The following is a 25,923-nucleotide window of genomic DNA, read 5'->3' as shown; positions in this document are numbered from 1 at the left end:
GGGCCCAGGGCTGCTATGGCTCCGCCTGGGTCGATGGCAGACGGGATGACAGCCCCCCACCTCAACCACGAACAACCGGTACCCGCACGACAGGCCCCCCGCCATCCCGGAGCCGGAGCGCCCCCGCCGGAGGCATTGTCCTGACGGCAACTTGGGCACTGTGCTCAACGGGTGCGGGGTTGTGGGTGTCGGGCGGTGGGCGTCCGGCGGGACCGGCCGTCAGGCCGCAGCCCGCCGGGGCGCCCTGGCCGCCCGGCGCGCCGAAGGCGCGCCCTTGAGTAAGTAGAGAGAAGTTGGACCGATCCGGGCCCGGGGTGGCCTCAGGCGGGCGTGCTGTTGGCAGTAAGGCGGTAGGTGAACTGGGCCTGGGTGGCGCTGGTGACGAGTTCTTCCAGGATGAGCGCCTGGCCGTCGGTGCCGTGCGTGATCCGGGTGGCGACGATGACGGGGGTTGCCTCGGGGAGTTCGAGGGTGGCGCGTTCGTCGGGCTGAGGCATGCGGGCGCTGACGGTCTCGGTCCACGTGAGCTCGTGGCCGGCCTCGGTGAGCACGGTGTAGACGGACTCGGGGGAGGCGTCGGGAGTGTCGGCGAGTGGGGTGCCGTCGGCGGTGGCGAAGGGGATGAGCGTGCGGTGCCGGGCGCGGGCGTGGGTGGCCGGGTCGGTCAGTAGCCGGTCTGCTCCGAAGAGGGCTTCGCCTTCGGCCAGTTCGAGGAGATTCCCGGTGGCGGCGGTGGTTTCGGTGCGGTAGACCGTCGGTTCCTCCGCAGCCTCCCAGATGTGCCCGAGCGTGAAGACGCCGTCCTGGCGGCTGATACTGCGGTTGATGGTGAGAGCGGGCGCAGGGATAGCGCGGACGAAGCTGCCCTTGCCGTGGACGACATCGATCAAGCCTTCCGAGCGGAGGGCGGCGATGGCGTTGCGGACGGTCGGGCGCGAGACCTTGTAGCGCTCGATCAGTTGAGTCTCGGAGGGGAGCGGAGCGCCCGGCGGGAACTCGCCGCTGGCGATGGCCTTACGGATTTCGGCTGCGACCTGCTGGTACAGCGCGCCGGGTCGCTGGATGTCTCCCATGGTCATGGCTCCCGAGGGTCGTCAAGTCCTGGACGTCTAACGTCACTCGTCAGCATAAGCACTTGCGCGGCGGCTTCCAAGGCTTCATAGTCGTCACTCGTCAGCACGAGTGACGACCGGTGAGTTGCTTCGTCGGTTGTCCTGATCGGCCTTGGAGGCCCGTCTCATGCAGTCCATTCCTGTGGACACGGCCCGGCTCGGCGTCCTGCGGTGCGCCGTCGCTCCGGAGCCGAAGATCAGCAACTTCGACACCGGGGAGGTGAAGAAGGACAAGGAAGGCAACACCGTCTACACGGTCGGCGTGATGGTCCGGCAGGAAGCCCGCCGCGTCTCCGTGATCGAGATCGCCGTCCCGGGCGAACAGCCGGGCGTGGTCGAGGGAGTTCAGGTCCTGGTCACGGGGTTGGAGGCGTTCGCCTGGGCGATGGGGGACCGGCACGGGATCAGCTTCCGCGCCGCCGCCATCACCCCCCTCCAACCCACCAGCCCCAACCCGGCCCCGGAGCCTGCTCGTTCGGGGAAGGGTGGTGAGCGGTGATGGGGCCGATCCTCCTCGCGTTCTTCCTCGCCGCCCTCGCCTGGGTCCTGGTGGCCGGCGCCGCGCTGCGGGAGCGGCATCCGGTGGTGTTCTGGTACCTCACCGGCTACCCGCTCACCGTCGTCCGCATCGTCCGGACCTGGCGGAGGGTGGCGCAGCTCAACGACTTCACGGTCTCCCGTGGTCCCACCCGGGGGTTGCTTGGTGAACTCGTCGTCACCGGCGACGCCTTGAAACCGATCGCGCCCCGTATCTCCTTCCCGAAGGCGACGCGGACGGGGGCGAGTGTGGAGGTGCGGTTGCATCCGGGGCAGACTCCGGCGGTCTTCATCTCTGCCGCCGATGCCCTGGCCCATGCCTGGCGCGTCCACGCTGTGCGCGTCACCTCACCGGAGCGTGGTCTCGTCCGCCTGGTCGCCACCGCGGGCGACCCCCTCAAGCGCCCGAGTCTGGCTGCCGCACCCGCAGCTCACCTGTCGGCCCTGGTGGGGATCTTGGAGTCGGGTGGGGCGTGGGTGATGAACCTGCGGAAGATCCCGCACTGGCTGATCGTCGGGGCCACCCAGTCCGGCAAGTCCACCCTCCTCGCCCGCCTCGTCGCCCAGCTCGCCCCGCAGAACGTGGCGCTGGTCGGGGTGGACTGCAAGGGCGGCATGGAACTCGGCCTCTTCAACCCCCGCCTGTCCGCCCTGACCACCTGCCGAAGGGAAGCCGTCGCCGTCCTCGGCGCCTTGGTCACGAATCTTCAGGACCGGATGCGGGTGTGCCGGGATGCAGGGGTGCGGTCGATCTGGGATCTGCCGGCGAAGGAGCGGCCGGTGCCGGTGGTGGTGATCGTGGACGAACTCGCCGAGCTCTACCTCACCGACGGCACCCGCGAAGCCAAAGCCCAGGCCGAACAATGTTCCACCTACCTCCTGCGCATCGCCCAGCTCGGCGCAGCCCTCGGCGTCCACCTGGTCGTCGCCGGACAGCGCGTCGGATCCGACCTCGGCCCCGGCGTCACCGCCCTCCGCGCCCAGCTCTCCGGCCGCATCTGCCACCGGGTCAACGACCCCGGCACCGCAGAAATGACCCTCGGCGACCTCAACAAGGACGCCGTCGTCGTCGCCCAGGCCATCACCGCCGACGAGAAGGGCACCGCCGTCTGCACGGGCGCGGAGGGGGGCTGGGATAGGGCCCGCTCCCACCTCACCACCCCCGAGGAAGCCCGCCGCACCGCAGCCAAGTACAGCGACCTGACCCCCGTCCTGCGGGACGTCCACCGCGCCCTGCTCCTTGCCGCGACACCGGAGGTTGAGTCGTGAACGTGACCGAGTCCGAGGCGCTCCCCATGGTCGCCCTCTTCGGGATCATCACCGTCCTGCTCGTCCGGTCCCGGGACGTGCGCTGGTGGGAAGCCTTCGCCATCACCCTCTTCGGCGTCTACCTCGGCCAGACCCCCGTCCTGTTCACCCTCAACGGCCTCGTCAAGTGGCTCCTGTCCGGCTTCACCCACACCTGACCCGAGGGAGCATCCGCGCCATGCCCATGCGCCCCGTGCGCTGCCCGATCTGCAAGGGCGAACGCCGCATCCGCACCCGCACCGGCCACCACCGGCGATGCCGCTGCTGCCGAGGCACCGGCACCATCCACTAACCCCGCCCAACCCACCTGACCAGCAAGGGAGTCACGCCATGGACGAGACCGGCCCACCACCTAGTCCGCGTGCCGCTTCGGCGGCCCACCCCGGAAGGTCACCACCATCACCACGCCGAACTCCGGTGACAGGCGCGCCGCCCTCGACCGCGCGGCGCGCCTGCGCCAACTCCCCCTCATCGACCAGGACATCATCCGCCTCGCCAATGAGCCCGGCTTTGGGCGCTGGCTGGAGCAGGTCAGGGCCATCGGCGGCTGCGCGCACCCGGTCCACCTCTCCGGCCACACCACCACGTACGACCCGGCAACCGGCGAGATCCTCCACTCGTACACGACCCGCGACGAGCCGGGGGAACGCCTCCTCGTCCGCTGCCGCAACCGTCGTCGAAGCGTCTGCCCGTCCTGCTCACACCTCCACGCCGGAGACACCTACCACCTCGTCCGCGCCGGACTCACCGGCGGCAAAACCGTCCCCGACACCGTCCGGGAACATCCCCGGCTCTTCGTCACCCTCACCGCCCCCAGCTTCGGCCCCGTCCACCGCACCACCACCGACGGAACCCGCTGCCACCCCCGCCGAGGCGCCGACCGCTGCGAACACGGCCGTCCCCTCGGCTGCCCGGCCGTCCACAGCACAGACGATGCACTCGTCGGACAGCCGCTGTGCCCCGCCTGCTACGACTACACCGCACACATCCTCTGGCACGCCCACGCCGGCGAACTCTGGAACCGCTTCACCCGCAACATCCGCCGCCACCTCGCCACCACCGCAGGCATCCCCCAAACCCACTTCCCCCGCCACGCCCGACTTTCGTTCACGAAAGTCGCCGAGTACCAACGACGGGCAGCGGTCCACCTCCACGCCGTCATCCGCCTCGACGGCCCCACCGGCCCCGGCGAACCCCCGCCCACCTGGGCCACGCCGACCCTGCTCATCGACGCCGTCCGCGCCGCCGCACATCGCGCCGCCGCCCGCACCCCCCATAGCCCTGCCATCAGCGAACGCACTCTCCAATGGGGCACCCAACTCGACGCCCACCCCATCGACGCCGACGGCCTGGACGACGAGGCCGTAGCCGCATACGTCGCGAAGTACGTCACCAAGAGCGCCACCGAGGCATCAGCCGGAACCGACCGCCGCATCCGCACCCGCGCCGAGATCGATTGCATACCGACAACGCCCCACGCCCGCGCGCTCATGCGCACCTGCTGGCAGCTCGGGACTCTCCCCGAACTCCGGCACCTCCGCCTCCGCACCTGGACCCATACCCTCGGCTACCGCGGCCACATTCTCACCAAATCCCGTGCTTACTCCACCACTTACGCGGCCCTTCGCGGTGCCCGTGCGGGATACAGAGGTGCGGCCGTCTCGTCCGGGGAAGAGCGAACGATCAGAGAGTCGCGATGGCGCTACCTCGGCGCCGGTCACAGCCCCGGCTCCGCGCTCATCGCTGGGACTGTTGCCCATGCCCTGCTGTTGAACCGGGCCGTCGCACAAGATGCTCTGAGGGCCGACGGGAGCCCTGGGTGAGCAAACACCGAGCGCTGGTCAGCCCACAAGAACGAGTGGATCAAGAAGAGGCGGCGGTGGCTGCCTGGATTGAACGCCACGTTCGGGAGTCACCGCCGCTTTCAGATGATCAACTCCGGTCGTTGGGAGAGATCCTCGGGGTGAAGCTCATCCGCCGGAGCGCCACACCGGCTTGAGGAGTTCCACGTCGAAGGCCTTGTTCCCCTTGCCGCCGGGGACGGCGATGACCGCGTGGAGAACCTTCTTGATCGCGGTCCGCTTCTGTGTGAGGGTCTTGTCCCCCCATGAGGCTGTGACGTCCTCGCGCGCGGCTTCGGCCTCGGCCTTCAGTGCCAGGTGGTGAGCCTGGTCCGCGCGGAGTTCCTTGATCCGGGTTTCGAGGGGCGGGAGGTTACGGAAGAACGCCTCGTCGTCGATCTCCCCCTTCTGCCAGCGTTGCTCCAGAGCCTTGCGGCTCTGCACCGCACGCTCCAGATCGTCGGCTCGGGACCACTCGGGCACTTCCTCGCGGGCCGCCTCTGCCTCGGCCTTGAGCTTGGCGATGACCAGCCGCTCGATGTACTCATCAGTCTTGTCACCCCGTTTGTAGGTCCTGTTGCACCCGCCGTCGACTGTCTTCTTGCAGAGGTACCCGTGCCTGTACTTCAGCCAGTCGTTGGCCTTGACCCCGGTCATCTTGTTGTTGCAGGTGGTCCCGTCCTCCAGGACGTTGCCGCACCGCATGATGCCGGTGAGCAGGTACTTGTGGACGAGCCCTCCGCGCGGCAGACCTGATCCATGTCCCCGTTCGCGGATCTTGGCAGTGATCGCGTACCACTTCTTCGGCGTGATGATCGCCTCCCACGTCCCCACGATGGGTTGATCGTCGCCGTCGCGGACGAGCTCTCCCTTGAGCTCGCGGTAGCCGCACAGCCGGGGGTTGATGAGTACCTGCTTCACGGACTGGTACTGGAAGAGGTTCCCCCGGCTCGTGAGGTACCCGGCTTCCTTCCAGCGGCGAGTGATCTCCGAGATGGACGCTCCGGCGAGCACGTCGTCCACAGCCTGTCGGATGGCCCTGGACTCCACGGGGTCCAGGGTGATCTTGTCGTCCTGCCACCCGAAGGGGCGCCATGCGGCAACCGGTTGCCCCCTCAGAGCACGACTCCGGTGGCTGTTCCTCGTCCTTCGCTGCTTCTTCCGCGTCTCGCTGAGGGACATGGCGACGCCCACCAACCCCTTGATCTCGAAGCCTTCGGCGTAGAGATCCTGGATGCCGTTCGAGTCGTGATAGACGCGGTCCTCGTGCGCGGAGAACGCCTTGAGGTAGCGCTCCCAGTCACTGGGCCGGCGGTACAGACGATCGTCATTCGCGGCCATCACACCGTGGATCGGGTAGCCCTCCGGTGTGGTGCCGACCGTCAGGTCGCTGAGCAGCTGCTCGAAGTCGTCCCGAACGACGGTCTCCTTGCTGGCGCTCTTGTCGTTGTCCGTGTACCGGTAGACCACAAGCCAGTTGAACTTCTTGGCGTTGCCGGTCATGTCGCGGTGCTGGTCCTCGACACCGTGCGCGTCCTTCACTCTGCCGTCGAAGGAGATCCGGGCGTAGCAGACCACGCACTTGAGCGTGGGGTCCGCGGCCACCATGGCTCGTACTTCCTCGACCGAAGGCAACTCCTCCGGAGTTCCCCGGAGTTTGCTGATCTTCTCTTCCCGTGACGTCACGAGGATCCCCCCTGGGTCCGTGAATCGGGTGATGTCATCACGCTAGGCCATGTGGAGGTTCTATGTATGTTCTTCTCTATGAAGATCTCGCAGGACATCCGCCGGGAGCACGGCGGGGACATGGGAGCGTCCGAGATCGAGGCCGGGATGGCGGAGAAGTCGCGGGAGTTCGCGGAGGCGGGGAACCGGGTGTATCTGCCGCTGGCGGAGTAGGCGAGAGTTTGCCGAGTCTGTGACTCCAGGTCACAGTCTCGACGGCAGGAACCGCTACAGTTTGGGCTGGCCCGAAGCCGCAACTTGGATTTGCGACTTCGGGCCCTCCACATTGCCCGGCTACTTGAGGGCGTAGACGGGGCTGCCGTCCGGCAGCGTGCCCGTCTGGCGGATGCACCCGCGCTTGAGCATCATCCGCAAGGAGTCATGGACGCGGTGGACGGTCAGTCCCGTGCGTGCCGCGATGGCGTCCAACGGGTAGCGGGATTCGCCGTGTTCGATGATGGCGGGGAGCACATAGGCGCCGACGGCCCAGATGTCCTCGGTGATCACGAGATTGTGCTTCTTCCAGTCGCGGAGGACCGACTCGGCCGTCACGCGGGGCCGGGGCGATGCTGTCCGCCGCGCGGGCGGGAGCCGGTCGGCGATGTCGCCGAGTCGGTCCGTAATCCCGCGGAGCGACTCGTTCATCTCGCGGCGGGAGGCGGCCAGTTCCTCGATCAGCCGGAGGCTTCGCTCTTCCATTCGGACGAGGGTGTCGGTGATTCGGTCGGGTACGGCGTACGCCGGGGCGGCCGTCGGTTGGATTTCGGCCTTGTCCAGGTGGTACGAACCATCCCGCTGGATCGTGAGGATCACCTCCGAGACCCACTGTTTGAACGGCGTGCAGGCGGCTTTGGTACACCCGTTGACCAGGAGGATGAGCCCTTGCAGATCGATCATCTGCAAGTCTCGACGCCACTCCCTACCTGCGGGAAGACCGAGACCATAACGTCCAGTTAGGGTCTGGAGCATCTCTCGTCGACTCTCCGGTACGTGGTCTCGCAGAGTCTTGGAGGAGTTCGTGTATCCGAGCTCTCCGCAGACATCGACAGCGGGGAACCAGTGCTCCCCGTTGGGCAGTGTCACCCGCCGGACCCGTACCCCCGTCGCCGCGAAGACGAAGTCGTTGACGTCGATGGCGTCCTCGGTGGCCGCCGATCGGTTCGGCGGCATGTTCTGTGCGCTCATGATGAGCATCACCTCCACCACCGGACCGTAGGCCAGCTCCGCGCGCCAATTGCCCGTGAATAAACGGACGTTAGCCCTATGGAGGGTGGTTCAGGTGAATCTCCTGCGGTGGGCGGTTCGTGAACGGTAAAAGACCTCCCGCCGCACCGTCCTCACTCCCTCCGCCGCTCCTGCCCGCCCAACTCCGGACTCGTGAAGTCCGGGCTCGTGAAGCTCGGCCGGGTGTGCGGGCTCGGGCTGTCCTCGTGGCTGGAGAAACCGGGGGGCGTATAGCCGAGCCGGCTGTGGCTCTCGTGGGGCTCCCGGTCGTGCGAAGCACCCGGCCGCGTCGCGGAGTTGGCCAGCGTATCGCGCAGGAACGGCAGGACGCCGCGGCGGAGCAGGGCGTCGTGCCAGACCTCGCGGGCGCGCTCCGCCTCCGTGTCGAGGCCGTCGCCGGACCCTCCCGGCCCACCCGCCCCGGGGCGGCCGTTGCGCACCGCCGTGAACAGCAGCGCGCCCATGGCGACCAGCGCCGCCGCGGCGGTCAGCCCGGCGAACCACCAGCCGGCGGTGACCATCGGGCCGGACAGGGACGCGTCCGTGTCGACGGCCTTGAGGGCGTAGCCGACGATCAGGAAGAGGAGCGCGGCGATCCCCGCGAGAACCGGGGCCAGCACGGTGAGCATCGCGGCGGCGCCCGCGCCCTCGGAACCGTCGCCGGGGGCGGGCGCGGTGTCCTCGGCGGGGGCGGGAGCCCCGGCGCCCACGGGCTGGGGGCGGGCGGCGGCGGAACGGTCCCGCAGTTCCTGCCGGACGCGGACGAAGATCCGGTATTCCGACATGGCGCAGGCGGAAATGGCGGCCATGGCCTGGACGGCCATGAGGCGCAGCTGTTCGGTGTCGAGGCGCTGTCCCGTCGCGGAGAGCAGGGCGGCGATCTCCGGGTCGCGGTGCGCCGAACGCAGCGCCAGGTCCAGGACCCGCTCGAATTCCGGGCGGTCCTCGGCCAGCAGGTGTGGAGCGCTGTTCATGTGCATCCCCCGATGCTCCGTAGGGCCCTTGGCGCGGGCGGCGCCGGCAGCGGGCGGAAACGGAGGAGAGCCTGCTACGGATAAGCCGATGGTAGAGCCGCACCGGCGCGGGGTGACAGTGCGTTTCGCGAATTCCCCCGCGGCGGTGGAGTTTCACGTGGAACTCCACCCATGCCCGCGGCCCGTGCGGCGAACCCTCAGCCGGCCAGTGGGAGTTGCACCACCAGCAGCTTTCCGGCCATCGTGACCCCGCCGTCCATGGCGAGGGCGAGGCCGTCCGCGTAGAGGTGCGGGCCGTCCACGACGGGCGCGCTCTCCTCGCCGTCCGCCTCCTCGCCGGGGACCTCGCCGAGGAGGTACGGGATGGGGCTGTGGCCGTGGACGACGCGGCTGCCGCCGTAGGTCTCCAGCAGCTCGCGGGCGGCCATCCCGCCCGCCTCGTCGCGGAAGGCGAAGCGCTTGGTGAACTTGCGGAACAGCTCCCAGCACTCGTCCGGGTCGTTGCGCTGGAGCGCCTCCGTCACCGCGTCGTTGACGGCCTCGATGGAGTCGCCGTAGTCGAGGTAGGCGGTGGTGTCGGAGTGGACGAGCAGGTGCCCGTCCTCCTCGGCCATGGCGTCGAGCCGGGACATCCACTGGAGGTGGTGGTCCTCCAAGCGCTCCATGTCCGTGCGCTGGCCGCCGTTGAGCAGCCAGGCGGCCTGGAAGGAGGCCGTGCCGGCGCCGGAGCTCACGGGGGTGTCGCCGAACCGCTTGGCGCCGATGAGCAGCAGCTCGTGATTGCCCATCAGGGCCTTGCAGTAGCCGCCGGCCGCGGCGGCTTCGGCGGAGAGCCGCATGACCAGGTCGATGACGCCGACGCCGTCCGGGCCGCGGTCGGTGAAGTCGCCGAGGAACCACAGGCGGGTGTTGCCCGCGGCCCAGTGGCCGTTCGCGTCGACGATGCCCTCGGCGGCGAGCGCCGCGTACAGCTCGTCGAGGTAGCCGTGGACGTCGCCGACGACGTAGAGCGGGCCGGGGCCGCTCGGCAGCGGCTGTGCCTGCGCCTGGGGAACGGTGATGGGGGTCAGCTCGACGGTGGGGACGTCGTGCGGATCGGCGGCGTACGGCTGGCGCTCGATGACCGGCAGGTCGCGGGCGGTGGGTGTGTAACCGCCGAGGTGCGGGTCCTCGGCACCGAGGTGCGCGGGGGGCATGGGATGGGTGTACCCCTGCAGGGGAGGAGGAGCGGCGTACCCCGGGTACGGCGTCATCGCCTCCGTGGTTCCTGCCACAGGTCCTTGTCCGGCCCCCTGAGCCATCGACCCCTCCACCGTCGCGCCGCAGTGCACCTTGTGGACCCTGCCTGGTCGCGGCGGCCCGTGGTGTCGTGCGCCCATCATAGGAATGACCGTCGCGGCTTGTGACGCACCAGGGGCCGTCAATCCGGGCAGGAGCCCGGGTTCACCTGTTTTTTCTCCGCTATTGTCCGTTTCGTTCGCGCCGGGCGAGGCGTTCGTGTGTGGTGACCCATAGGGTGCGCGCGGTTGACGGCCGCCCGGTCGTGGGCGGTCAGCCGGGTGCCGGGCCGCGCGGGGGACTGACCGTGGTGCGCGGCGGGCGCCGCTCCGAGGACGTCCGGATGATCAGCTCCGTGGGTATCACCTGCTCCACCGGTCGCCCGTTGTCCAGGCCTTCGATGGCGTCGATGAGGAGCTGGACGACCGCGGTGCCGATGCGCCGGGGCTTGAGCGAGAGCGTGGTGATGGGCGGTTCGGTGGTGGCGTAGACGACGGACTCGCTGCAGCAGACGAGCAGCAGGTCGTCCGGGACGCGCAGGCCGTAGCGGCGGGCGGCGGCCAGCAGGTCGGTGCCGTTGGGGTCGAAGAGGCCGTAGACCGCGTCGGGCCGGTCCGCGCGGGCGAGCAGCCGGTCGGCGGCGACGGCGCCGGCGCAGGGGTCGTGGGCCGGGTACTCCTCGTAGACCGGGTCCTGGCCGATGCGCTCGCACCAGTGCAGGTACGCGTCGGTGGACAGCCGGGTGTAGGTGTCGGTGCTGGTGCCGGTGAGCAGTCCGATGCGGCGGGCGCCCGCGGCGGCGAGGTGGTCGAGGATGCCCACGACGGCGGCCTCGTGGTCGTTGTCCACCCAGGCGGTGACCGGGAGGGTGCCGGCCGGCCGTCCGTCCGAGACCACCGGGATGCCCTGGCGCACCAGGTCCGAGACGACCGGGTCGTGATCGGAGGGGTCGATCACGACGGTGCCGTCGAGGGCGACGTTGGACCAGACGTCGTGGCGGGAGGTGGCGGGCAGGATGACCAGGGCGTAGCCGCGGGCGAGCGCGGCGGAGGTGGCGGCCCGGGCCATCTCGGCGAAGTAGGCGAACTCGGTGAAGGTGAAAGGTTCATCCCCGTATGTGGTCACGGTCAGGCCGATGAGGCCCGACTTGCCCGTACGGAGGGTGCGGGCGGCGGCGGAAGGGCGGTAGCCCAGCCGGTCGGCGACCTCGCGGACGTGGCGGCGGGTCGCGTCCGGCAGCCGGCCCTTGCCGTTGAGCGCGTCGGAGACGGTCGTGATCGAGACACCCGCGGCGGCGGCCACGTCCCGGATGCCCGCCCGTCCCTGCCGGGTGCCTCGCCGGGCGGGGTCCGTCCGGCTCACTTGATGCTTCCCTGCTGCTGTCATGGCGAGCCGATAGTAGGGCTCGGGAGCCTGTCCGGCGGGGCGCCGTATTTTGGAGTTGACAGGCACGTTTCTGCACGATCGATCCCCGTCAATGACCATGGAAATAGAGGTGGTTGTCGGGGGAGACGGTGAACCGTTGGCCCCTGGCATATCTACGTCCGGGGGCGGCCCCGGGGTGTGGGGAGCTTTCAACTCACCTTCACGGGGGATGCGCGCCACGGCGCCCGCCAGGGCGCACGCCAGGGCAGTTAGCGCGACCACACGTCTGGACGCCACCCGGGGCAATCCTCATAAGGTGTGCAGTATTCAGGGATGTGGAGGAGGATCCGCGGTGACCGACAAGACCCCGAAGCTGCGCCCCGTGCTGGACAGCGTTCCGTCCTACAAGCCCGGCCGGCCGGCTGCCGCCGATGGCCCGGCTGCCTACAAGCTGTCCTCCAACGAGAACCCGTATCCGCCGCTGCCCGGCGTCATGGAGCGCGCGATCGCCGCGGCCGCCGAGTTCAACCGGTACCCGGACCTGACGTGCGCCGGTCTGCTGGCCGAGCTCTCGGACCGTTTCGACGTGCCGATCTCCCACCTGGCGACGGGCACCGGCTCGGTCGGGATCGCCCAGCAGCTCGTTCAGTCGACCTCGGGCCCCGGCGACGAGGTCATCTTCGCCTGGCGCTCCTTCGAGGCGTACCCGATCGTCACGCAGATCGCGGGCGCCACCCCCGTTCCGGTCCCGCTGACCGAGGACGAGGGCCACGACCTGGAGGCGATGGCCGCGGCGATCACCGACCGGACGCGGCTCATTTTCGTCTGCAACCCGAACAACCCCACCGGCACGGTGGTGCGCCGCGCGGAGCTGGAGGCCTTCCTCGACCGGGTGCCCTCCGACATCCTGGTCGTGCTGGACGAGGCCTACCGCGAGTTCATCCGCGACGAGGACGTGCCCGACGGCATCGACCTCTACCGGGACCGCCCCAACGTCTGTGTGCTGCGGACCTTCTCCAAGGCCTACGGACTGGCCGGGCTCCGGGTGGGCTTCGCGGTCGCGCACGACCCGGTCGCGGCGGCGCTGCGCAAGACCGCCGTGCCGTTCGGCGTGACCCAGATCTCGCAGGAGGCCGCCATCGCCTCCCTGCGCAGCGAGGAGGCGCTGGCCGAACGGGTGGCGGCGCTGGTGGAGGAGCGGACGCGGGTGGTCGAGGGGCTGGTGGGGCAGGGCTGGACGGTGCCCGAGAGCCACGCCAACTTCGTCTGGCTGCGGATGGGGGAGCGCACGGCCGACTTCGCGGCGGCGTGCGAACGCGGCGGTGTGATCGTCCGGCCGTTCGCCCCGGACGGGGTGCGGATCACCATCGGTGAGACCGAGGCGAACACCCTCTTCCTGAAGGCCGCCGAGGAGTTCCGCAAGCAGCTGTAGCGGCAGCGGCGTTGAAGGGCGCCGCGCATCCCGACGGGGTGCGCGGCGCCCTTTCGCGTGTGGGGGCGTGCCGGCGCCTGTGCGGGCGTGCGCGGTGCGCCGGATCGCCTGCGCGGTGCACGGGCTTCCGGCCGTCACAAGGGCCCGAGGGGGTACCCCGGATACATGACCGAAAAGCAGGTGCGTCATAATGCTTGTGAATGTGAACGCGTTCACAAGCGCATCCTTATGTTCCGCTTTCACCGGGACAAAGGGTGCAAAGTGCTGGCGAAAGGCCGCCGGCGAAGCACCGGTACGAGACACCGGTGACGCACGACGCAAGGAGGGACCGCGGTGAACCTGGCCCTGGCGCCGGAGACTCTGGCGCGCTGGCAGTTCGGCATCACCACCGTCTACCACTTCCTCTTCGTCCCCCTCACGATCAGTCTCGCGGCGATCACCGCCGGCCTGGAGACGGCCTGGGTGCGCACGGGCAAAGAGAAGTACTTCCACGCCACGAAGTTCTGGGGAAAGCTCTTCCTGATCAACATCGCGATGGGGGTGGTCACCGGCATCGTGCAGGAGTTCCAGTTCGGCATGAACTGGTCGGACTACTCCCGCTTCGTCGGTGACGTCTTCGGGCGCCGCTCGCGATGGAGGCCCTGCTGGCCTTCTTCTTCGAGTCCACGTTCATCGGTCTGTGGATCTTCGGCTGGGACAAGCTGCCCAAGAAGATCCACTGCGCGTGCATCTGGATCGTGTCCGTGGGCACCGTCCTGTCCTCGTACTTCATACCTCGCCGCCAACTCCTGGATGCAGCACCCGACCGGCTACAAGGTCGACAAGGCGACGGGCAAGGCCCAGCTCACCGACATATGGGCCGTCCTGACCCAGAACACCACGCTGGTCGTGGTCTTCCACACCCTCACCGCCGCCTTCCTCACCGGCGCGGCGTTCATCGTCGGCATCTCCTCCCTCCACCTGTGGCGCGCCAAGCGCAAGCAGCTCAAGGGCGAGGAACTCGGCGAGAAGCAGCGCAAGCAGCTGCCGGCCATGCTCACCTCGCTGCGCGTCGGCCTGGTCGTGGCGGTCATCGCCGGTCTGGGCACAGCGATCAGCGGTGACTCGCTGGGCAAGGTGATGTACGAGCAGCAGCCCATGAAGATGGCGGCCGCCGAGGCCCTGTGGGAGACGCGCGGTCCCGCGCCCTTCTCGGTCTTCGCGGTCGGCGACGTCTCCAAGGGCCACAACAGCGTCGAGATCGAGATACCGGGTCTCCTCTCCTTCCTCGCCCACAGCAACTTCACCGAGTCCGTCCCCGGCATCAACGACATCGCGGCCCAGGAGGCCGCGCGCTACGGCGGCAAGCCGGACGACTACATTCCGAGCGTCTTCATGACCTTCTGGGGCTTCCGCCTCATGATCGGCTTCGGGATGACCTCGTTCGTCGTGGGCCTGATCGGACTGTGGACCACCCGGCGGAAGTTCTGGCTGGCGCCCGAGCGCCGCCGGGGCGAGGACGAGATCCCCGCGCTGATGCTCACCAAGTCCCGGGAACTGGGCCCGTTCCTGACCAAGTGGTCCTGGCGCGTCGGCATCCTCACCATGGGATTCCCCCTGATCGCCAACTCCTTCGGCTGGATCTTCACCGAGATGGGCCGCCAGCCCTGGGCCGTCTACGGGCAGATGAAGACGGGCGACGCGATCTCCCCGGGCGTGAGCCAGGGCGAAGTCCTCACCTCCCTGCTGGTGTTCACCGCCCTGTACGCGGTGCTCGCGGTCGTCGAGGTCAGGCTGCTGGCCAAGTACGCCAAGGCCGGGCCCGACACGGACGAGAAGCCCCCGGCCAAGGACCCCAGGCTGCGCCTGCCCTCCGGCGGATCCGGCGCGGACCGGGCAGCCGAGGCCGCCGAGGACGCCGACAAGCCGATGACCTTCGCCTACTGACGCGTGAAATTCGCCTGCCGACGCTGACCTTCGCCTGCTGACGCGTGACTTTCACCTGCTGACGCGGCCACCGACGCGACCGGCGGAACGGAGAACCGACCATGCACCTCCACGACTTCTGGTTCCTGCTGATAGCCGTCCTGTGGACGGGCTACTTCTTCCTCGAGGGCTTCGACTTCGGCATCGGCGTGCTCACCAAGGCGCTCGCCAAGGACCGCACCGAACGGCGGGTGCTGATCAACACGATCGGCCCCGTCTGGGATGCCAACGAGGTCTGGCTCATCACCGCCGCCGGCGCCACCTTCGCGGCCTTCCCCGACTGGTACGCCACCCTCTTCAGCGGCTTCTACCTGCCGCTGCTCGCCGTCCTGGTCTGCCTGATCGTGCGCGGCGTCGCGTTCGAGTACCGGCACAAGCGCAGCGGTGAGCGCTGGCAGCGCAACTGGGAACACGCCATCTTCTGGTGCTCGTTGATCCCCGCCTTCCTCTGGGGCGTCGCCTTCGCCAACATCGTGCGCGGGGTGCCGATCGGCCCGGACAAGAACTTCACCGGTGGCCTGGCCGACCTGCTGAGCCCCTACGCCCTGCTGGGCGGCCTCCTCACGCTCGTCCTCTTCACCTTCCACGGCGCGGTCTTCGCCGCCCTCAAGACGGTCGGCGACATCCGGCACCGGGCCAGGGCCTTCGCCGCCCGGTCCGGACTGGCCGCCGGGCTCCTGCTCGTGGCCTTCCTCGCCTGGACCCAGGCCGACGCGGGCAACGGACGCAGCCTGCCCGCCCTGGTCGTCGCGGTGGCGGCGCTGGCCGCCGCGCTGGTCATGAACCGGCTGGGCCGGGAGGGCTGGGCGTTCGCCCTGTCCGGTCTCACCGTCGTGGCCGCCTTCGCGATGCTCTTCCTCGCCCTCTTCCCGGACGTCATGCCCTCCTCCAGCAACGCGCAGTGGAGCCTGACCGTCACCAACGCCGCCTCCAGCCCCTACACGTTGAGGATCATGACCTGGGTCGCGGGCTTCATGACGCCCGTGATCCTGGCCTACCAGGCCTGGACGTACTGGGTCTTCCGGCAGAGGATCGGCACTCAGCACATTCCCGCAGCTCACTGAGGAACGGTGGAAGATGAGGCCCGTAGATCCCCGGCTGCTCCGGTACGCGTCGGCGACCCGGTTCTTCCTGATCGCCTCCGTGGTGCTGGGGCTGGCCGGGGCCGGACTGGTCGTCGTCCAGGCGATGGTGATCGCCGAAACCGTGACGGGCGCCTTCGAGCGCGGGCGCACGGCCGGTGAACTCGCCGTCCCCCTCGCCCTGCTGGCCGCGGCCGCGGCCGGCAGGGCCCTGGTCTCCTGGCTCACCGAGCTCGCCGCGCACCGGGCGAGCGCCGAGGTCAAGTCCCAGCTGCGCGGCCGGCTGCTGGCGCACACCACCCGGCTCGGCCCGGGAGCGGTGAACACCGGCGAGCTGACCGCCCTGGCCACCCGCGGGATCGACGCGCTGGACGACTACTTCGCCCGCTATCTGCCCCAGCTCGGGCTGGCGGTCGTGGTGCCCGTCGCCGTCCTGGCCCGTATCGTCTCCGCCGACTGGGTCTCGGCGCTCGTCATCGTCCTCACCCTTCCCCTCATCCCGCTGTTCATGGCGCTCATCGGCTGGGTCACCCAGTCCCGCATGGACCGCCAGTGGCGCTTGCTGTCCCGGCTCTCCGGGCACTTCCTCGACGTCGTCGCCGGGCTGCCGACGCTCAAGGTCTTCGGCCGGGCCAAGGCCCAGGCCGAGTCCATCCGTGCCATCACCGCCGACTACCGGCGCGCGACGCTGCGCACCCTGCGCATCGCCTTCCTCTCCTCCTTCGCCCTGGAACTGCTCTCCACCCTCTCGGTCGCCCTGGTCGCGGTGGGCATCGGCATGCGGCTGGTGCACGGAGAGCTCGACCTCTACACCGGTCTGCTGGTGCTCGTCCTGGCGCCCGAGGCGTATCTGCCGCTGCGGCAGGTGGGCGCGCAGTACCACGCGGCGGCGGAGGGACTGGCCGCGGCCGACCGGGTCTTCGCCGTGCTGGAGACCGAACCGCCGGCGGCGGGCACCCTTCCCCCGCCCGACGCCCGGGGCGCGGCGCTCTCCGTCGACCGGCTGGTGGTCCGCCACCCGGGCCGGGACCGGCCCTCCCTGGCCGAGACCTCGTTCGAGGTGCGGCCCGGGGAGACGGTCGCCCTGACCGGGGCCAGCGGCTCCGGCAAGTCGACCCTGCTGAACGTCCTCCTCGGCCTCGAACGCCCCGCGGGCGGGCGGGTGTCCGTGGACGGCGTCGATCTGTCATCGCTCTCCCCCGAAAGCTGGCGGGCCCAGGTCGCCTGGGTCCCGCAACGGCCCCATCTCTTCGCCGGCACCGTCGCCGAGAACGTACGGCTGGCGCGGCCCGACGCCACCGACGCACAGCTGCGTGACGCACTCCGCGCGGCCGGTGCGCTCGATTTCGTCTCCATGATGGAGCACGGCACTGACACCCGCCTCGGCGACGACGGAGCCGGTCTGTCGGCAGGTCAGCGCCAACGTCTCGCCCTGGCACGGGCGTTCCTCGCCGACCGCCCCGTCCTCCTGCTCGACGAGCCGACGGCGAACCTGGACGGCGAGACGGAGGCGGCCGTCGTCGAGGCGGTGCGGCGGCTCGCCGAGGGGCGGACGGTGCTGCTGATCGTGCACCGCCCGGCGCTGCTGGCCGTCGCCGACCGGGTGGTCCGGCTGGGCGAGCCGGTGGAAGCGCCCGCTCCCGTACCGGTGTTGACGCCCGCCGCGCCGGCCGAGGCGCCCGGTGCCGCGGCCGGTCCGGCCGATGACGCCCCCCGCGGCGAGCAGGGGGGCCGGCCCCGCTCGGCGCTGGCCCGCGTGCGCGCCGAAGGCCGCCCGCGGCAGGGCAGGTTCTGGCTCGCGCTGCTGCTCGGCAGCCTGGCGCTGGCCAGTGCGACCGGCCTGATGGCCGTGTCGGGCTGGCTGATCTCCCGTGCCTCCCAACAGCCGCCCGTCCTCTACCTGATGGTGGCCGTCACCGCGACGCGCGCCTTCGGCATCGGCCGTTCCGTCTTCCGCTATGCCGAGCGCCTCGTCTCCCACGACGCGGTGCTGCGCGCGCTGGCCGGACTGCGGGTCTCGGTCTACCGGCGGCTGGAGCGGCTGGCCCCCGCCGGGCTGCGCGACACCCGTCGCGGCGATCTGCTGTCCCGGCTGGTCACCGACGTGGACACGCTCCAGGACTACTTCCTGCGCTGGTTGCTGCCGGTCGGCTCGGCCGTCCTGGTGGGCGGCGCGTCCGTCGCGTTCACGGCCTGGCTGCTCCCGGAGGCCGGCGCGGTGCTGGCGGCCGGCCTGCTGGCCGCGGGCGTCGCCGTGCCCCTGCTGTCGGCCGCCGTCGCCCGGCGGGCCGAGCGACGGCTCGCGCCCGTGCGCGGCGAGCTGTCGGCCGGGGTGGTGGGTCTGCTGTCCGGCACGGCCGAACTCACGGTCGCCGGTGCGCTGCCGGGCCGGCTCGCGGGGCTGCGCCGGGTGGACGCCACCCTGACCCGCATCGCCCGCCGGGCCTCCGCCGCCACCGCCCTGGGCGCCGGACTGACCACGCTGGCCGCCGGGTTGACCGTCGCGGCGTCGGCCTGGGCGGGCGTGATCGCGGTCCATGACGGCCGGTTGGGGGGTGTGTGGCTCGCGGTGGTCGTTCTGACGCCGCTGGCCGCGTTCGAGGCGGTGACGGGGCTTCCCCTGGCGGTCCAGCACCGCCAGCGGGTGCGCCGTTCCGCGGAGCGGGTGTACGAGGTGCTGGACGCTCCCGAGCCGGTGCGCGACGGGACGGACCCGGCGCCGTCGTCCCCGTTCCCGCTGCGCCTGACGGGCGTGACCGCGCGCTACCCCGGCCGTACGGAACCGGCGTTGCGGGACTTCGGCCTGGAGCTGACGGCGGGCCGCAGGGTCGCGGTCGTCGGGCGGTCCGGCGCGGGCAAGACGACGCTCGCGCAGGTGCTGCTGCGTTTCCTGGACGTCGATGCGGGGGCGTACGCCCTCGGCGGCCGGGACGCGACAGGGATGGACGGTGACGCCGTGCGCCGTCTGGTGGGTCTGTGCGCCCAGGACGCGCACCTCTTCGACAGTTCGGTGCGCGAGAACCTGCGGCTCGCGCGTCCGGACGCCGACGACGCGCGGCTGCGCGAGGCGTTGCGGGCGGCCCGGTTGCTGGACTGGGTCGAGGCGCTGCCCCGCGGTCTCGACACGCTGGTCGGGGAGCACGGCGCGCACCTGTCGGGCGGCCAGCGGCAGCGGCTGGCGCTCGCCCGCGCGCTGCTGGCGGACTTCCCGGTGCTGGTGCTGGACGAGCCCGCCGAGCACCTGGACGTGGTGACCGCCGACGCGCTGACCGCGGACCTGCTGGCGGCCACCGAGGGGCGGACCACGGTGCTGATCACGCACCGGCTGGCCGGGCTGGACGCGGTCGACGAGGTGATCGTGCTGGACGACGGGCGCGTCGTGGAACGGGGTGCGTACCGGGAACTGGCGGAGGCGGACGGAACGTTCCGGTTGATGCTGGAGCGGGAACGGGCGGAGGCCTACCTGGTGCATCCGCCGCTTTCGGCAGATCCGTCGCTTTCCCTGGCAAAAGGCACTTATTAGTCTCTGGGTATGCCCCCCACGGAAGACCCCTCCGGCCCCCAGGACACCACCATGCCCCGGGGGTCGCTGGACCCGCTGGCCGCCGCCACGGAGGCCACCCGGAGCCTCCAGGGCATGTCGACCGAGCTGACCGCGCGGATCCCCCAACTCCTGGAGGCCATGCGGTCGGTCGGCACCGGGCCGGAGCTGCACGGCACGCTCGACCGGATCGCCGGGACCGCCGCCGAACTCGCCGACGCCCGCCATGCCGCCATCGCCGTCACGGAGGCCGCCGACCCCGTCGGCGAGGGACTCGCCGACTTCGTCACCTACGGCGTTCCCGAGGAGGAACTCCGGCGCATAGGAGCACACCCCGGCAGCCGGGAGCTGCTGGGCGCCCTGCTGAGCCGGAGCGCGCCGACCGGCGCTCCCGGCGACTTCCTGGCCGTCCCCATCCGCGTGGACGGCGAGATCTTCGGCAACCTCTATCTGACCGGGAAGCGCGGTGGCGGCGAGTTCGGCGTCGCGGACCTGCACATGGTGAAGATCCTGGCCACCGAGGCGGGGATCGCGATCGGCAACGCCCGGGTGTACGAGCAGGGCCGGCAGCGCATGCGCTGGATCGACGGCTCGGTGGCGGTCACCACGGCGCTGCTGTCCGGCAGCGACGCCGAGGACGCGCTGGCCGTCGTCGCCGAACAGGCCCGCAGGCTCGCGGACTCGGCCGCCGGGATCGTGCTGCTGCCGGACGACGAGGGCGGGCTGGAGATGGTGGCCGTCTCCGCCGACGACCCGGCGGGGCTGCTGGGGACGGTGATGCCGTCGCACAGCCCTGTGGTCGCGCAGCTCCTCGCGGGCGAGCCGGTGTTCGTCGAGGATTCGGCCACCGACCCCCGCATGGTCACGGACGTGGCCCCGCGCTTCGGGCCGAGCATGCTGCTGCCGCTCAAGAGCGGCGGCCGGGTGCTGGGCACCCTCGCCGTCCCCCGTGACCGGGGTGCCCGTCCGTACACGGCCGCCGAGCGCACGCTGGCGGGCCAGTTCGCCGCGCAGGCCGCGCTCGCGCTCGTGCTGGCGGAGGCGCAGCGCGACCGCGAGCGGCTGGCCGTCTACGAGGACCGCGACCGCATCGCCCGCGACCTCCACGACCTCGTCATCCAGCGGCTGTTCGCGACCGGCCTGCTGCTGGAGAGCGCGCAGCGCAAGGCGGTGGTGCCGGCCGTGCGGACCACGGTCGGACAGGCCGTGGACGAACTCGACGTGACCATCCAGGAGATCCGCACGGCGATCTTCGCCCTCCAGCAGGGTCCCGCGGAGGCGCCCGCCGGGCTGCGGACGCGCGTGCTGCGGGAGATCGGTACGGCGGCCGTGCCGCTCGGCTTCCAGCCGTCGGCGACGTTCGTCGGGGCGGTCGACGCCAAGGTCGGCGAGCGCGCCGGGAAGAACCTCGTCGCGGCGCTGCGGGAGGCCCTGTCCAACGCCTTCCGGCACGCGCGGGCGTCGCGCATCGAGGTCGTCGTCGACGCCACGGCGCGCCTGCCCGACGGCAGGGAGGCGGTCCGGCTCACCGTCGCGGACGACGGCGTCGGCATCCCGGAGGGCGGCCGGCGCAGCGGGCTGCGGAACCTCGCCAAGCGGGCCGAGTCGCTGGGCGGCTCCAGTTCGTACGGGCCGGGGCTGGACGGGCGCGGGACGCGGGTGGTGTGGGAGGCGCCGCTCTAGCCGCCGGTCGCGTGGCCCGCGGCGGGCCACGGCAGGCCGTGACGGGCCACGGCGGGCCGCGATGGGCCGCGTCCTCCGAACGGTCCTCTGCGGAAGCGCGTCCCGGCGGTCCGCGACACGATCGCGTCCATGCGGCGACTGCGATCCCACCGTTCCCGCCGGGCGCGTCCGTGCCGGTCCCACCGGCGCGCGGCCGGTGCCTTCTGCGCCCTGTGCGCCGTGATGTACCCGGTGCTCGCCTCCGGGCCCTCGGCCGCCGTGCGGGCCCCGGACCGGCTCGCCCGGGCCGGTGCCGACGTCTACCGCCTCGCCCGGGAGGAGGCGCTGGTCAGGGAGCGTTACGAGAAGGCCCTGCCCGCCGCGCGGGAGCGCCGGGCGGAGGCCGAACGCCTGCGGCAGCGGCTCAGCGGAGAGCGGTTCGTCTCGTCGGTGCTGCGCGAGGACGCGGGGGCGGCCGCCCGGGCGCAGTACCGCACCGGCGGCTTCACCGCCAGGGACAGCCTGCGCCTTTCGGCGGACGATCCGTTCGAGCTGCTGGCCCTCCAGGAGACCGACGCCGGACGACGGGATCGGCTGGCCCGCAGGCTGAGCGATGCCGACGACCGCGGCAGGGCCCTGGAGCTGCGGGAACGGTCCGTCGCATCCTCCTGGCAGGCGCTGGACCGGGACACGGCGATGCTGCGCAGGACCCTGGGCGGGGCCGTCGACCGACTGGCGGCGGCACGCGACGAGCTCGACGGGATGGCGGCGGCCGCGGTGGGCGGTGGCCACTGCGCCCCGGTCGACCGCGACGCCCTGGACGCGGACGACGACGCGCGCCCGGAGGGGGACCGGGACGGGCCCGGCTGGACGCGCCCGGTGCTCTCGTACCGGCTCTCGGCCGGGTACGGCGGCTCCGGCGCGAACTGGTCCGGTACGCACACCGGGCAGGACTTCGCGGTCCCCACCGGTACTCCGGTGCGCTCGGTGGGACCGGGCACGGTGGTCGACACGGGCTGCGGCGGGGCGTTCGGCATCAGCCTGGTGGTCCGGCACCCGGGCGGCTGGTACTCGCAGTACGCGCACCTGGCCGCGGCGTTCGTGGCGCCGGGGCGGCGGGTGCGGCCCGGGGAGTGGATCGGCCTCTCCGGGACCACGGGCAACTCCACCGGGCCCCATCTGCACTTCGAGGTCCGCACGAGCCCGGAGTTCGGGACCTCCGTCGATCCGGTGGAGTGGCTGCACGGGCGCGGCGTGGGTCTGTGAGGCCGGTGCTGCCCGTGGTCATGCCCGTGGTCATGAGGGGCCGTACCTGCCGTACCTACGGAAGGGCCACACCTGAGGACGGGCTGCGGTCACGGGCAGCTGCGCAGAATCCTCTCGATGACCTCCGCGACGCCGTCGTCGTTGTTGCCGGCGGTGCGGTGCGTGGTGGCGGCCAGGACGTCGGGGTGGGCGTTGGCCATCGCGTACGAGGTGCCGGCCCAGCAGAGCATCTCCAGGTCGTTGGGCATGTCCCCGAACGCCACGACCTCCTCGGGCGTGATGCCGTGCCCGGCGCAGTACCGGGCCAGGGTGCTGGCCTTGCTGACCCCGGGTCCGCTGATCTCCAGCAGTGCCGTCGGGCTGGAGCGGGTGAACGAGCCGTGGGCGCCGGCCGCCGCGCGGGCGCGGGCGAGGAAGTCGTCGGGGGCGAGTTCGGGGTGGTGGGCGAGCAGTTTGAGGACGGGGCCGCAGGGGGTGCCGTCGTACCCGCGGGCGTCCTCGGCGAGGAACTCCTCGGCGGTGGCCACGACCGCGTCGTCGCTGAGCATGAACGGCGGGTACTGCGGCTCGTAGTGGAAGCCGGTGGTGCGCTCGACGGCGAACGTCGAGCCGGGGACGGCGGTGCGCACCATGTGGACGACGGCGAGGGCGTCGGTGCGCTCCAGCGGCCGGACCTCGACGAACCGGCCGCCGTCGCGCAGGTCCACGACGGCGGCGCCGTTCGCGCAGATCGCGAGCCCGTGGCCGTGGACGTGGTCGCTGGCCACGTCCATCCAGCGGGTCGGGCGGCCGGTGACGAAGAAGACCTCGATGCCGGCGGCCTCGGCGGCGGCCAGCGCGGCGACGGTGCGGTCCGAGACCGTCTTGTCGTCCCGCAGCAGGGTGCCGTCGAGATCGGTGGCGATCAGCCGGGGTATCGGGGGTCTCCGGCGGCCGGCCGGGGTCTCGGGCTGCTCGGTAGCTGAAGTCACGGTCCCATTCTCGGCCACGTGGTGCGGCGGGGCGCACGCGTGCGCGGACGATCGTGGACGACCGGGCTTCCGGTCCGTGCGCCGATGGCTCAGTGGCCCAGCTTGTCGAGTGCCTCCGTGGCGATCCGCTCGAAGACCTGCTGGTCGGCGGCGAAGTCCGAGTCCGGGATGGGCCAGTGGACGACGATCTCCGTGAAGCCCAGGGCGAAGTGCTCGCCCGCGAAGTCGACGAAGGCCTCCAGGGACTCCAGCGGTCGGCCGCGGTCGGGCGTGAAGCCGGTGAGCAGGATCTTGTCCAGCTCCGCCACGTCCCGGCCGGCCTCCTCGCAGGCCGCGCCGAGCTTCGCGAGCTGGCCGCGGAGGGCCGCGCGGGACTCCTCCGGCGTGCCGGTCTCGAAGAGCTTGGGGTCGCCCGTGGTCACCCACGCCTGGCCGTGGCGTGCCGCCAGCCGCAGTCCGCGTGGGCCGGTGGCGGCGACGGCGAAGGGCAGCCGCGGCCGCTGGACGCAGCCGGGGATGTTGCGGGCCTCGTCCGCCGAGTAGAACGTGCCCTGGTGGGTGACGGCGTTCTCGGTCAGCAGCCGGTCGAGCAGCGGGACGAACTCCGCGAAGCGGTCGGCGCGTTCCCGGGGGGACCACGCCTCCTGGCCCAGCGCCGTCGCGTCGAAGCCCGACCCGCCCGCCCCTATGCCCAGGGTGATGCGGCCGCCGGAGACGTCGTCCAGCGAGATGAGGTCCTTGGCCAGGGTGACCGGGTGCCGGAAGTTCGGCGAGGTGACGAGGGTGCCCAGGCGCATCCGGGAGGTCGCCGCGGCCGCGGCGGTCAGCGTGGGGACGGCGCCGAACCAGGGGCCGTCGCGGAAGGTGCGCCAGGAGAGGTGGTCGTAGGTGTACGCGGTGTGGAAGCCGAGCTCCTCGGCGCGCAGCCACTGGTCGCGGCCGCCCTCGTGCCAGCGGCGGGTGGGGAGGATCACGGTGCTCAGGCGATGGGGCGAGGTCATGCCCCGAGCCTACGGCGAGGCCCCGGGAAGGCCGTCGGCGAGGGCGCCGAGGCCGTCGGTCAGGGCGGGAAGGCCGTCGGTGAGGGCGGCGAGGAGGGAGAATCGGGACAGGGGCCCCTTCCGGGCGTGCCCCCGCCTCCACGGAGTCTGGGAGGTCACCGTGCGAGAGACCCGTTTCACCCCCGACCGCGGGCTGACCACCCGCATGGTCACCACGATGTTCTTCATCGGGCTGCTCTACGTGGTGTTCGTCGGCGCTCTGATCGTGCTGCTGCGCGGGGCCTGGCCGGTCGTGCTGTTGCTGGCTGGCGGCGTGTTCGTCGCGCAGTTCTGGTTCAGCGACCGCATCGCGGCGTACGGCATGGGCGCCCGCGAGGTCACCCCGAGGGAGGCGCCGGAGCTGCACGGCGCGGTGGACCGGCTGTGCGCCCTGGCGGACATGCCCAAGCCGCGGGTGGCGATCGCCGACACCGATGTGCCCAATGCCTTTGCCACCGGGCGCAACCGGAACAACGCGCTGGTCTGCGCGACGACGGGGCTGCTGCGCCGGCTGGAGCCGGAGGAGTTTGGAGGGCGTGCTGGCCCATGAGCTCTCGCACGTGGCGCACCGGGACGTGGCGGTGATGACCATCGCGTCGTTCCTCGGGGTGCTGGCCGGGATCATCACCCGGATCGGGCTGTGGGGAGGGCTGCGCCGGGCCGGTGGGCGGGATGCCAACACCGCCCTGCTGATGGTGGTGATTCCGCTGGTCAGCGCCGTGGTGTACGTCATCAGCTTCCTGCTGACGCGGCTGCTGTCCCGCTACCGGAGCTGTCGGCCGACCCGGGCGGCCGCGCTGCTTAGACGGGGCCGGCCCGTCGGCGCGTGGCGTCGGCTCTATCACCAAGGTCACCGGGGAGATAGCCCGGATCCTCTACGCTGGACCTCGGCGGCAAGCCAGAGCCGTTCAACGCCTTCTGGTTCGCCCCGCCTTGTCCAAGGAGACTCTGCAGTCGGCCATGCTCTCTTCGTCACCCGACGTTGTGACCACAGCGGCTGGACCAGCTCGCCGGGATCTACGGTGCAGGCTCGGGCAGGCGTGAGGGCGCGCGGCTCGCCTGGGGCGCGAGAGCGCGGCCGGGCTGGCAAAACGCATGAGATGCCGGGCCGGCCGGTGGGAGGGCGTTGGGCAGGAGACGGGGCAGACAACGAGGGGTCGGCAAGGGCCGCCGGATAGGAGGCCGTGGAGCCGTGGGATTCCTGGGACGTCATCCTCTGGGCGCAGCAAGCCTGTCCGCCCGGACCTCGACCAGCTCTTCGCCCATGCCCTCCGCGGCCGTCACCCTCAAGGCGGCCGCCGGGCTGGACCCGACCGGGCTGGGGTCGGTGTGCTTCGCCAGCGTGGAGGGCGGGGCCTTCGACGGCGTGCGGCAGGAGGTGGAGGAGCTGCTGGACGCGGACACGGGGCGTGGCGGGGCGCACGTGGAGTTCAGCCGGGACGGCTACGGCTACACCTGGCTGCTCGCACGGCACGCTCCGGAGGACCCGGCGGGCCTGGTCAACGATCTTCATGCCGTCAACACGCTCCTTCAGGAGGGCGGGGTCGGACCTCAGCTGCTGTGCTCGCCTGATGAGCTTCCACGATGCCCGGCAGAGGTC

At 71.2% G+C, this 25,923-nt stretch carries 18 protein-coding genes and 4 pseudogenes; 13 read left to right on the top strand and 9 right to left on the bottom strand.

Annotation, left to right across the window (positions count from 1 at the left end):
- Window positions 1-320 precede the first annotated feature (320 nt).
- Window positions 321-1,073 carry a GntR family transcriptional regulator gene (locus ABD794_RS06855; protein WP_344961571.1) on the bottom strand — a complete coding sequence of 251 codons (753 nt, stop codon included), beginning with the start codon at window positions 1,071-1,073 and terminating at the stop codon, window positions 321-323.
- A 166-nt stretch (window positions 1,074-1,239) separates the two neighbouring features.
- Between ABD794_RS06855 and ABD794_RS06850 the strand changes: the two genes are divergently transcribed.
- The 4 genes from ABD794_RS06850 to ABD794_RS06835 all read left to right on the top strand — a co-directional run bounded on the left by ABD794_RS06850 (window position 1,240) and on the right by ABD794_RS06835 (window position 4,780).
- Complete coding sequence (locus ABD794_RS06850; RefSeq protein ID WP_344961566.1) at window positions 1,240-1,611, top strand: SCO3933 family regulatory protein; 372 nt, start codon at window positions 1,240-1,242, stop codon at window positions 1,609-1,611.
- Window positions 1,611-2,918: an FtsK/SpoIIIE domain-containing protein gene (locus ABD794_RS06845; protein ID WP_344961564.1), complete on the top strand. Its 1,308-nt coding sequence runs from the start codon at window positions 1,611-1,613 to the stop codon at window positions 2,916-2,918. Before ABD794_RS06850 ends, ABD794_RS06845 begins: the two co-directional genes overlap by 1 nt.
- A complete protein-coding gene (locus tag ABD794_RS06840; RefSeq protein ID WP_344961573.1) occupies window positions 2,915-3,115 on the top strand; it encodes a hypothetical protein in 201 nt (66 codons plus the stop codon). Before ABD794_RS06845 ends, ABD794_RS06840 begins: the two co-directional genes overlap by 4 nt.
- A 240-nt stretch (window positions 3,116-3,355) precedes the next feature.
- Window positions 3,356-4,780, top strand: coding sequence for a replication initiator (locus tag ABD794_RS06835; protein WP_344961570.1), 1,425 nt, complete (start codon window positions 3,356-3,358; stop codon window positions 4,778-4,780).
- 147 nt (window positions 4,781-4,927) lie between these two features.
- Here the strand turns inward: ABD794_RS06835 and ABD794_RS06830 are convergent, their stop codons facing one another.
- Window positions 4,928-6,406 carry a recombinase family protein gene (locus ABD794_RS06830; RefSeq protein WP_344961562.1) on the bottom strand — a complete coding sequence of 493 codons (1,479 nt, stop codon included), beginning with the start codon at window positions 6,404-6,406 and terminating at the stop codon, window positions 4,928-4,930.
- Window positions 6,407-6,553: 147 nt separating this feature from the next.
- On the opposite strand from ABD794_RS06830, the pseudogene ABD794_RS06825 reads away from it, so the two are divergent.
- A pseudogene (locus ABD794_RS06825) lies at window positions 6,554-6,697 on the top strand (thiamine biosynthesis protein ThiC); the annotation flags it as partial.
- 120 nt (window positions 6,698-6,817) lie between these two features.
- Here the strand turns inward: ABD794_RS06825 and ABD794_RS06820 are convergent.
- From ABD794_RS06820 to ABD794_RS06805, 4 genes are all read right to left on the bottom strand, one after another.
- Window positions 6,818-7,729: a BRO-N domain-containing protein gene (locus ABD794_RS06820; RefSeq protein ID WP_425585945.1), complete on the bottom strand. Its 912-nt coding sequence runs from the start codon at window positions 7,727-7,729 to the stop codon at window positions 6,818-6,820.
- Between the two features lie 131 nt (window positions 7,730-7,860).
- A complete protein-coding gene (locus tag ABD794_RS06815) occupies window positions 7,861-8,727 on the bottom strand; it encodes a hypothetical protein (protein ID WP_344961560.1) in 867 nt (288 codons plus the stop codon).
- A gap of 191 nt (window positions 8,728-8,918) precedes the next feature.
- Window positions 8,919-10,022, bottom strand: coding sequence for a metallophosphoesterase (locus tag ABD794_RS06810; protein WP_344961558.1), 1,104 nt, complete (start codon window positions 10,020-10,022; stop codon window positions 8,919-8,921).
- A gap of 250 nt (window positions 10,023-10,272) precedes the next feature.
- A complete protein-coding gene (locus tag ABD794_RS06805; RefSeq protein WP_344961556.1) occupies window positions 10,273-11,385 on the bottom strand; it encodes a LacI family DNA-binding transcriptional regulator in 1,113 nt (370 codons plus the stop codon).
- 331 nt (window positions 11,386-11,716) lie between these two features.
- Between ABD794_RS06805 and hisC the strand changes: the two genes are divergently transcribed.
- The 6 genes and pseudogenes from hisC to ABD794_RS06775 all read left to right on the top strand — a co-directional run bounded on the left by hisC (window position 11,717) and on the right by ABD794_RS06775 (window position 22,312).
- Entirely contained in the window at window positions 11,717-12,796 is a 1,080-nt protein-coding gene (hisC, locus tag ABD794_RS06800) for a histidinol-phosphate transaminase (RefSeq protein WP_344961554.1), read from the top strand.
- 333 nt (window positions 12,797-13,129) lie between these two features.
- Window positions 13,130-14,722, top strand: a pseudogene (locus ABD794_RS06795) (cytochrome ubiquinol oxidase subunit I).
- Between the two features lie 101 nt (window positions 14,723-14,823).
- Complete coding sequence (gene cydB, locus ABD794_RS06790) at window positions 14,824-15,825, top strand: cytochrome d ubiquinol oxidase subunit II (protein ID WP_344961552.1); 1,002 nt, start codon at window positions 14,824-14,826, stop codon at window positions 15,823-15,825.
- Window positions 15,826-15,838: 13 nt separating this feature from the next.
- Complete coding sequence (gene cydD, locus ABD794_RS06785) at window positions 15,839-19,366, top strand: thiol reductant ABC exporter subunit CydD (RefSeq protein WP_344961550.1); 3,528 nt, start codon at window positions 15,839-15,841, stop codon at window positions 19,364-19,366.
- 51 nt (window positions 19,367-19,417) lie between these two features.
- A complete protein-coding gene (locus ABD794_RS06780; RefSeq protein WP_344961567.1) occupies window positions 19,418-21,067 on the top strand; it encodes a sensor histidine kinase in 1,650 nt (549 codons plus the stop codon).
- 129 nt (window positions 21,068-21,196) lie between these two features.
- Complete coding sequence (locus ABD794_RS06775) at window positions 21,197-22,312, top strand: M23 family metallopeptidase (RefSeq protein ID WP_344961549.1); 1,116 nt, start codon at window positions 21,197-21,199, stop codon at window positions 22,310-22,312.
- 89 nt (window positions 22,313-22,401) lie between these two features.
- Here ABD794_RS06775 and ABD794_RS06770 read toward each other — a convergent pair whose 3' ends face one another.
- The 3 genes from ABD794_RS06770 to ABD794_RS06760 all read right to left on the bottom strand — a co-directional run bounded on the left by ABD794_RS06770 (window position 22,402) and on the right by ABD794_RS06760 (window position 24,443).
- On the bottom strand, window positions 22,402-23,283 hold the full coding sequence (locus tag ABD794_RS06770; RefSeq protein ID WP_344961547.1) for an HAD family hydrolase: 882 nt from the start codon (window positions 23,281-23,283) through the stop codon (window positions 22,402-22,404).
- 89 nt (window positions 23,284-23,372) lie between these two features.
- Window positions 23,373-24,284, bottom strand: coding sequence for an LLM class flavin-dependent oxidoreductase (locus tag ABD794_RS06765; protein WP_344961545.1), 912 nt, complete (start codon window positions 24,282-24,284; stop codon window positions 23,373-23,375).
- Between the two features lie 9 nt (window positions 24,285-24,293).
- A complete protein-coding gene (locus ABD794_RS06760) occupies window positions 24,294-24,443 on the bottom strand; it encodes a hypothetical protein (protein ID WP_344961543.1) in 150 nt (49 codons plus the stop codon).
- Between the two features lie 46 nt (window positions 24,444-24,489).
- Here ABD794_RS06760 and ABD794_RS06755 point away from each other — a divergent pair.
- Both ABD794_RS06755 and pspAB read left to right on the top strand, forming a co-directional pair.
- A pseudogene (locus tag ABD794_RS06755) lies at window positions 24,490-25,311 on the top strand (M48 family metalloprotease).
- 209 nt (window positions 25,312-25,520) lie between these two features.
- Window positions 25,521-25,923 (top strand): annotated as a pseudogene (pspAB, locus tag ABD794_RS06750) (PspA-associated protein PspAB); the annotation flags it as partial.

The sequence above is a fragment of the Streptomyces thioluteus genome (genome assembly GCF_039535865.1).
Note: the sequence above shows the minus strand (reverse complement) of the source record. Positions and strands in the feature narration are given on the sequence as shown.

Coding starts and splice junctions, on each gene's coding strand:
- cydB (WP_344961552.1), top strand. CDS start 14,824: ATGCACCTCCACGACTTCTGGTTCCTGCTGATAGCCGTCCTGTGGACG.
- ABD794_RS06845 (WP_344961564.1), top strand. CDS start 1,611: ATGGGGCCGATCCTCCTCGCGTTCTTCCTCGCCGCCCTCGCCTGGGTC.
- ABD794_RS06775 (WP_344961549.1), top strand. CDS start 21,197: ATGCGGCGACTGCGATCCCACCGTTCCCGCCGGGCGCGTCCGTGCCGG.
- ABD794_RS06780 (WP_344961567.1), top strand. CDS start 19,418: ATGCCCCGGGGGTCGCTGGACCCGCTGGCCGCCGCCACGGAGGCCACC.
- cydD (WP_344961550.1), top strand. CDS start 15,839: ATGAGGCCCGTAGATCCCCGGCTGCTCCGGTACGCGTCGGCGACCCGG.
- ABD794_RS06855 (WP_344961571.1), bottom strand. CDS start 1,073: ATGGGAGACATCCAGCGACCCGGCGCGCTGTACCAGCAGGTCGCAGCC.
- ABD794_RS06815 (WP_344961560.1), bottom strand. CDS start 8,727: ATGCACATGAACAGCGCTCCACACCTGCTGGCCGAGGACCGCCCGGAA.
- ABD794_RS06850 (WP_344961566.1), top strand. CDS start 1,240: ATGCAGTCCATTCCTGTGGACACGGCCCGGCTCGGCGTCCTGCGGTGC.
- ABD794_RS06765 (WP_344961545.1), bottom strand. CDS start 24,284: ATGACCTCGCCCCATCGCCTGAGCACCGTGATCCTCCCCACCCGCCGC.
- ABD794_RS06805 (WP_344961556.1), bottom strand. CDS start 11,385: ATGACAGCAGCAGGGAAGCATCAAGTGAGCCGGACGGACCCCGCCCGG.
- ABD794_RS06810 (WP_344961558.1), bottom strand. CDS start 10,022: ATGGCTCAGGGGGCCGGACAAGGACCTGTGGCAGGAACCACGGAGGCG.
- ABD794_RS06830 (WP_344961562.1), bottom strand. CDS start 6,406: ATGGTGGCCGCGGACCCCACGCTCAAGTGCGTGGTCTGCTACGCCCGG.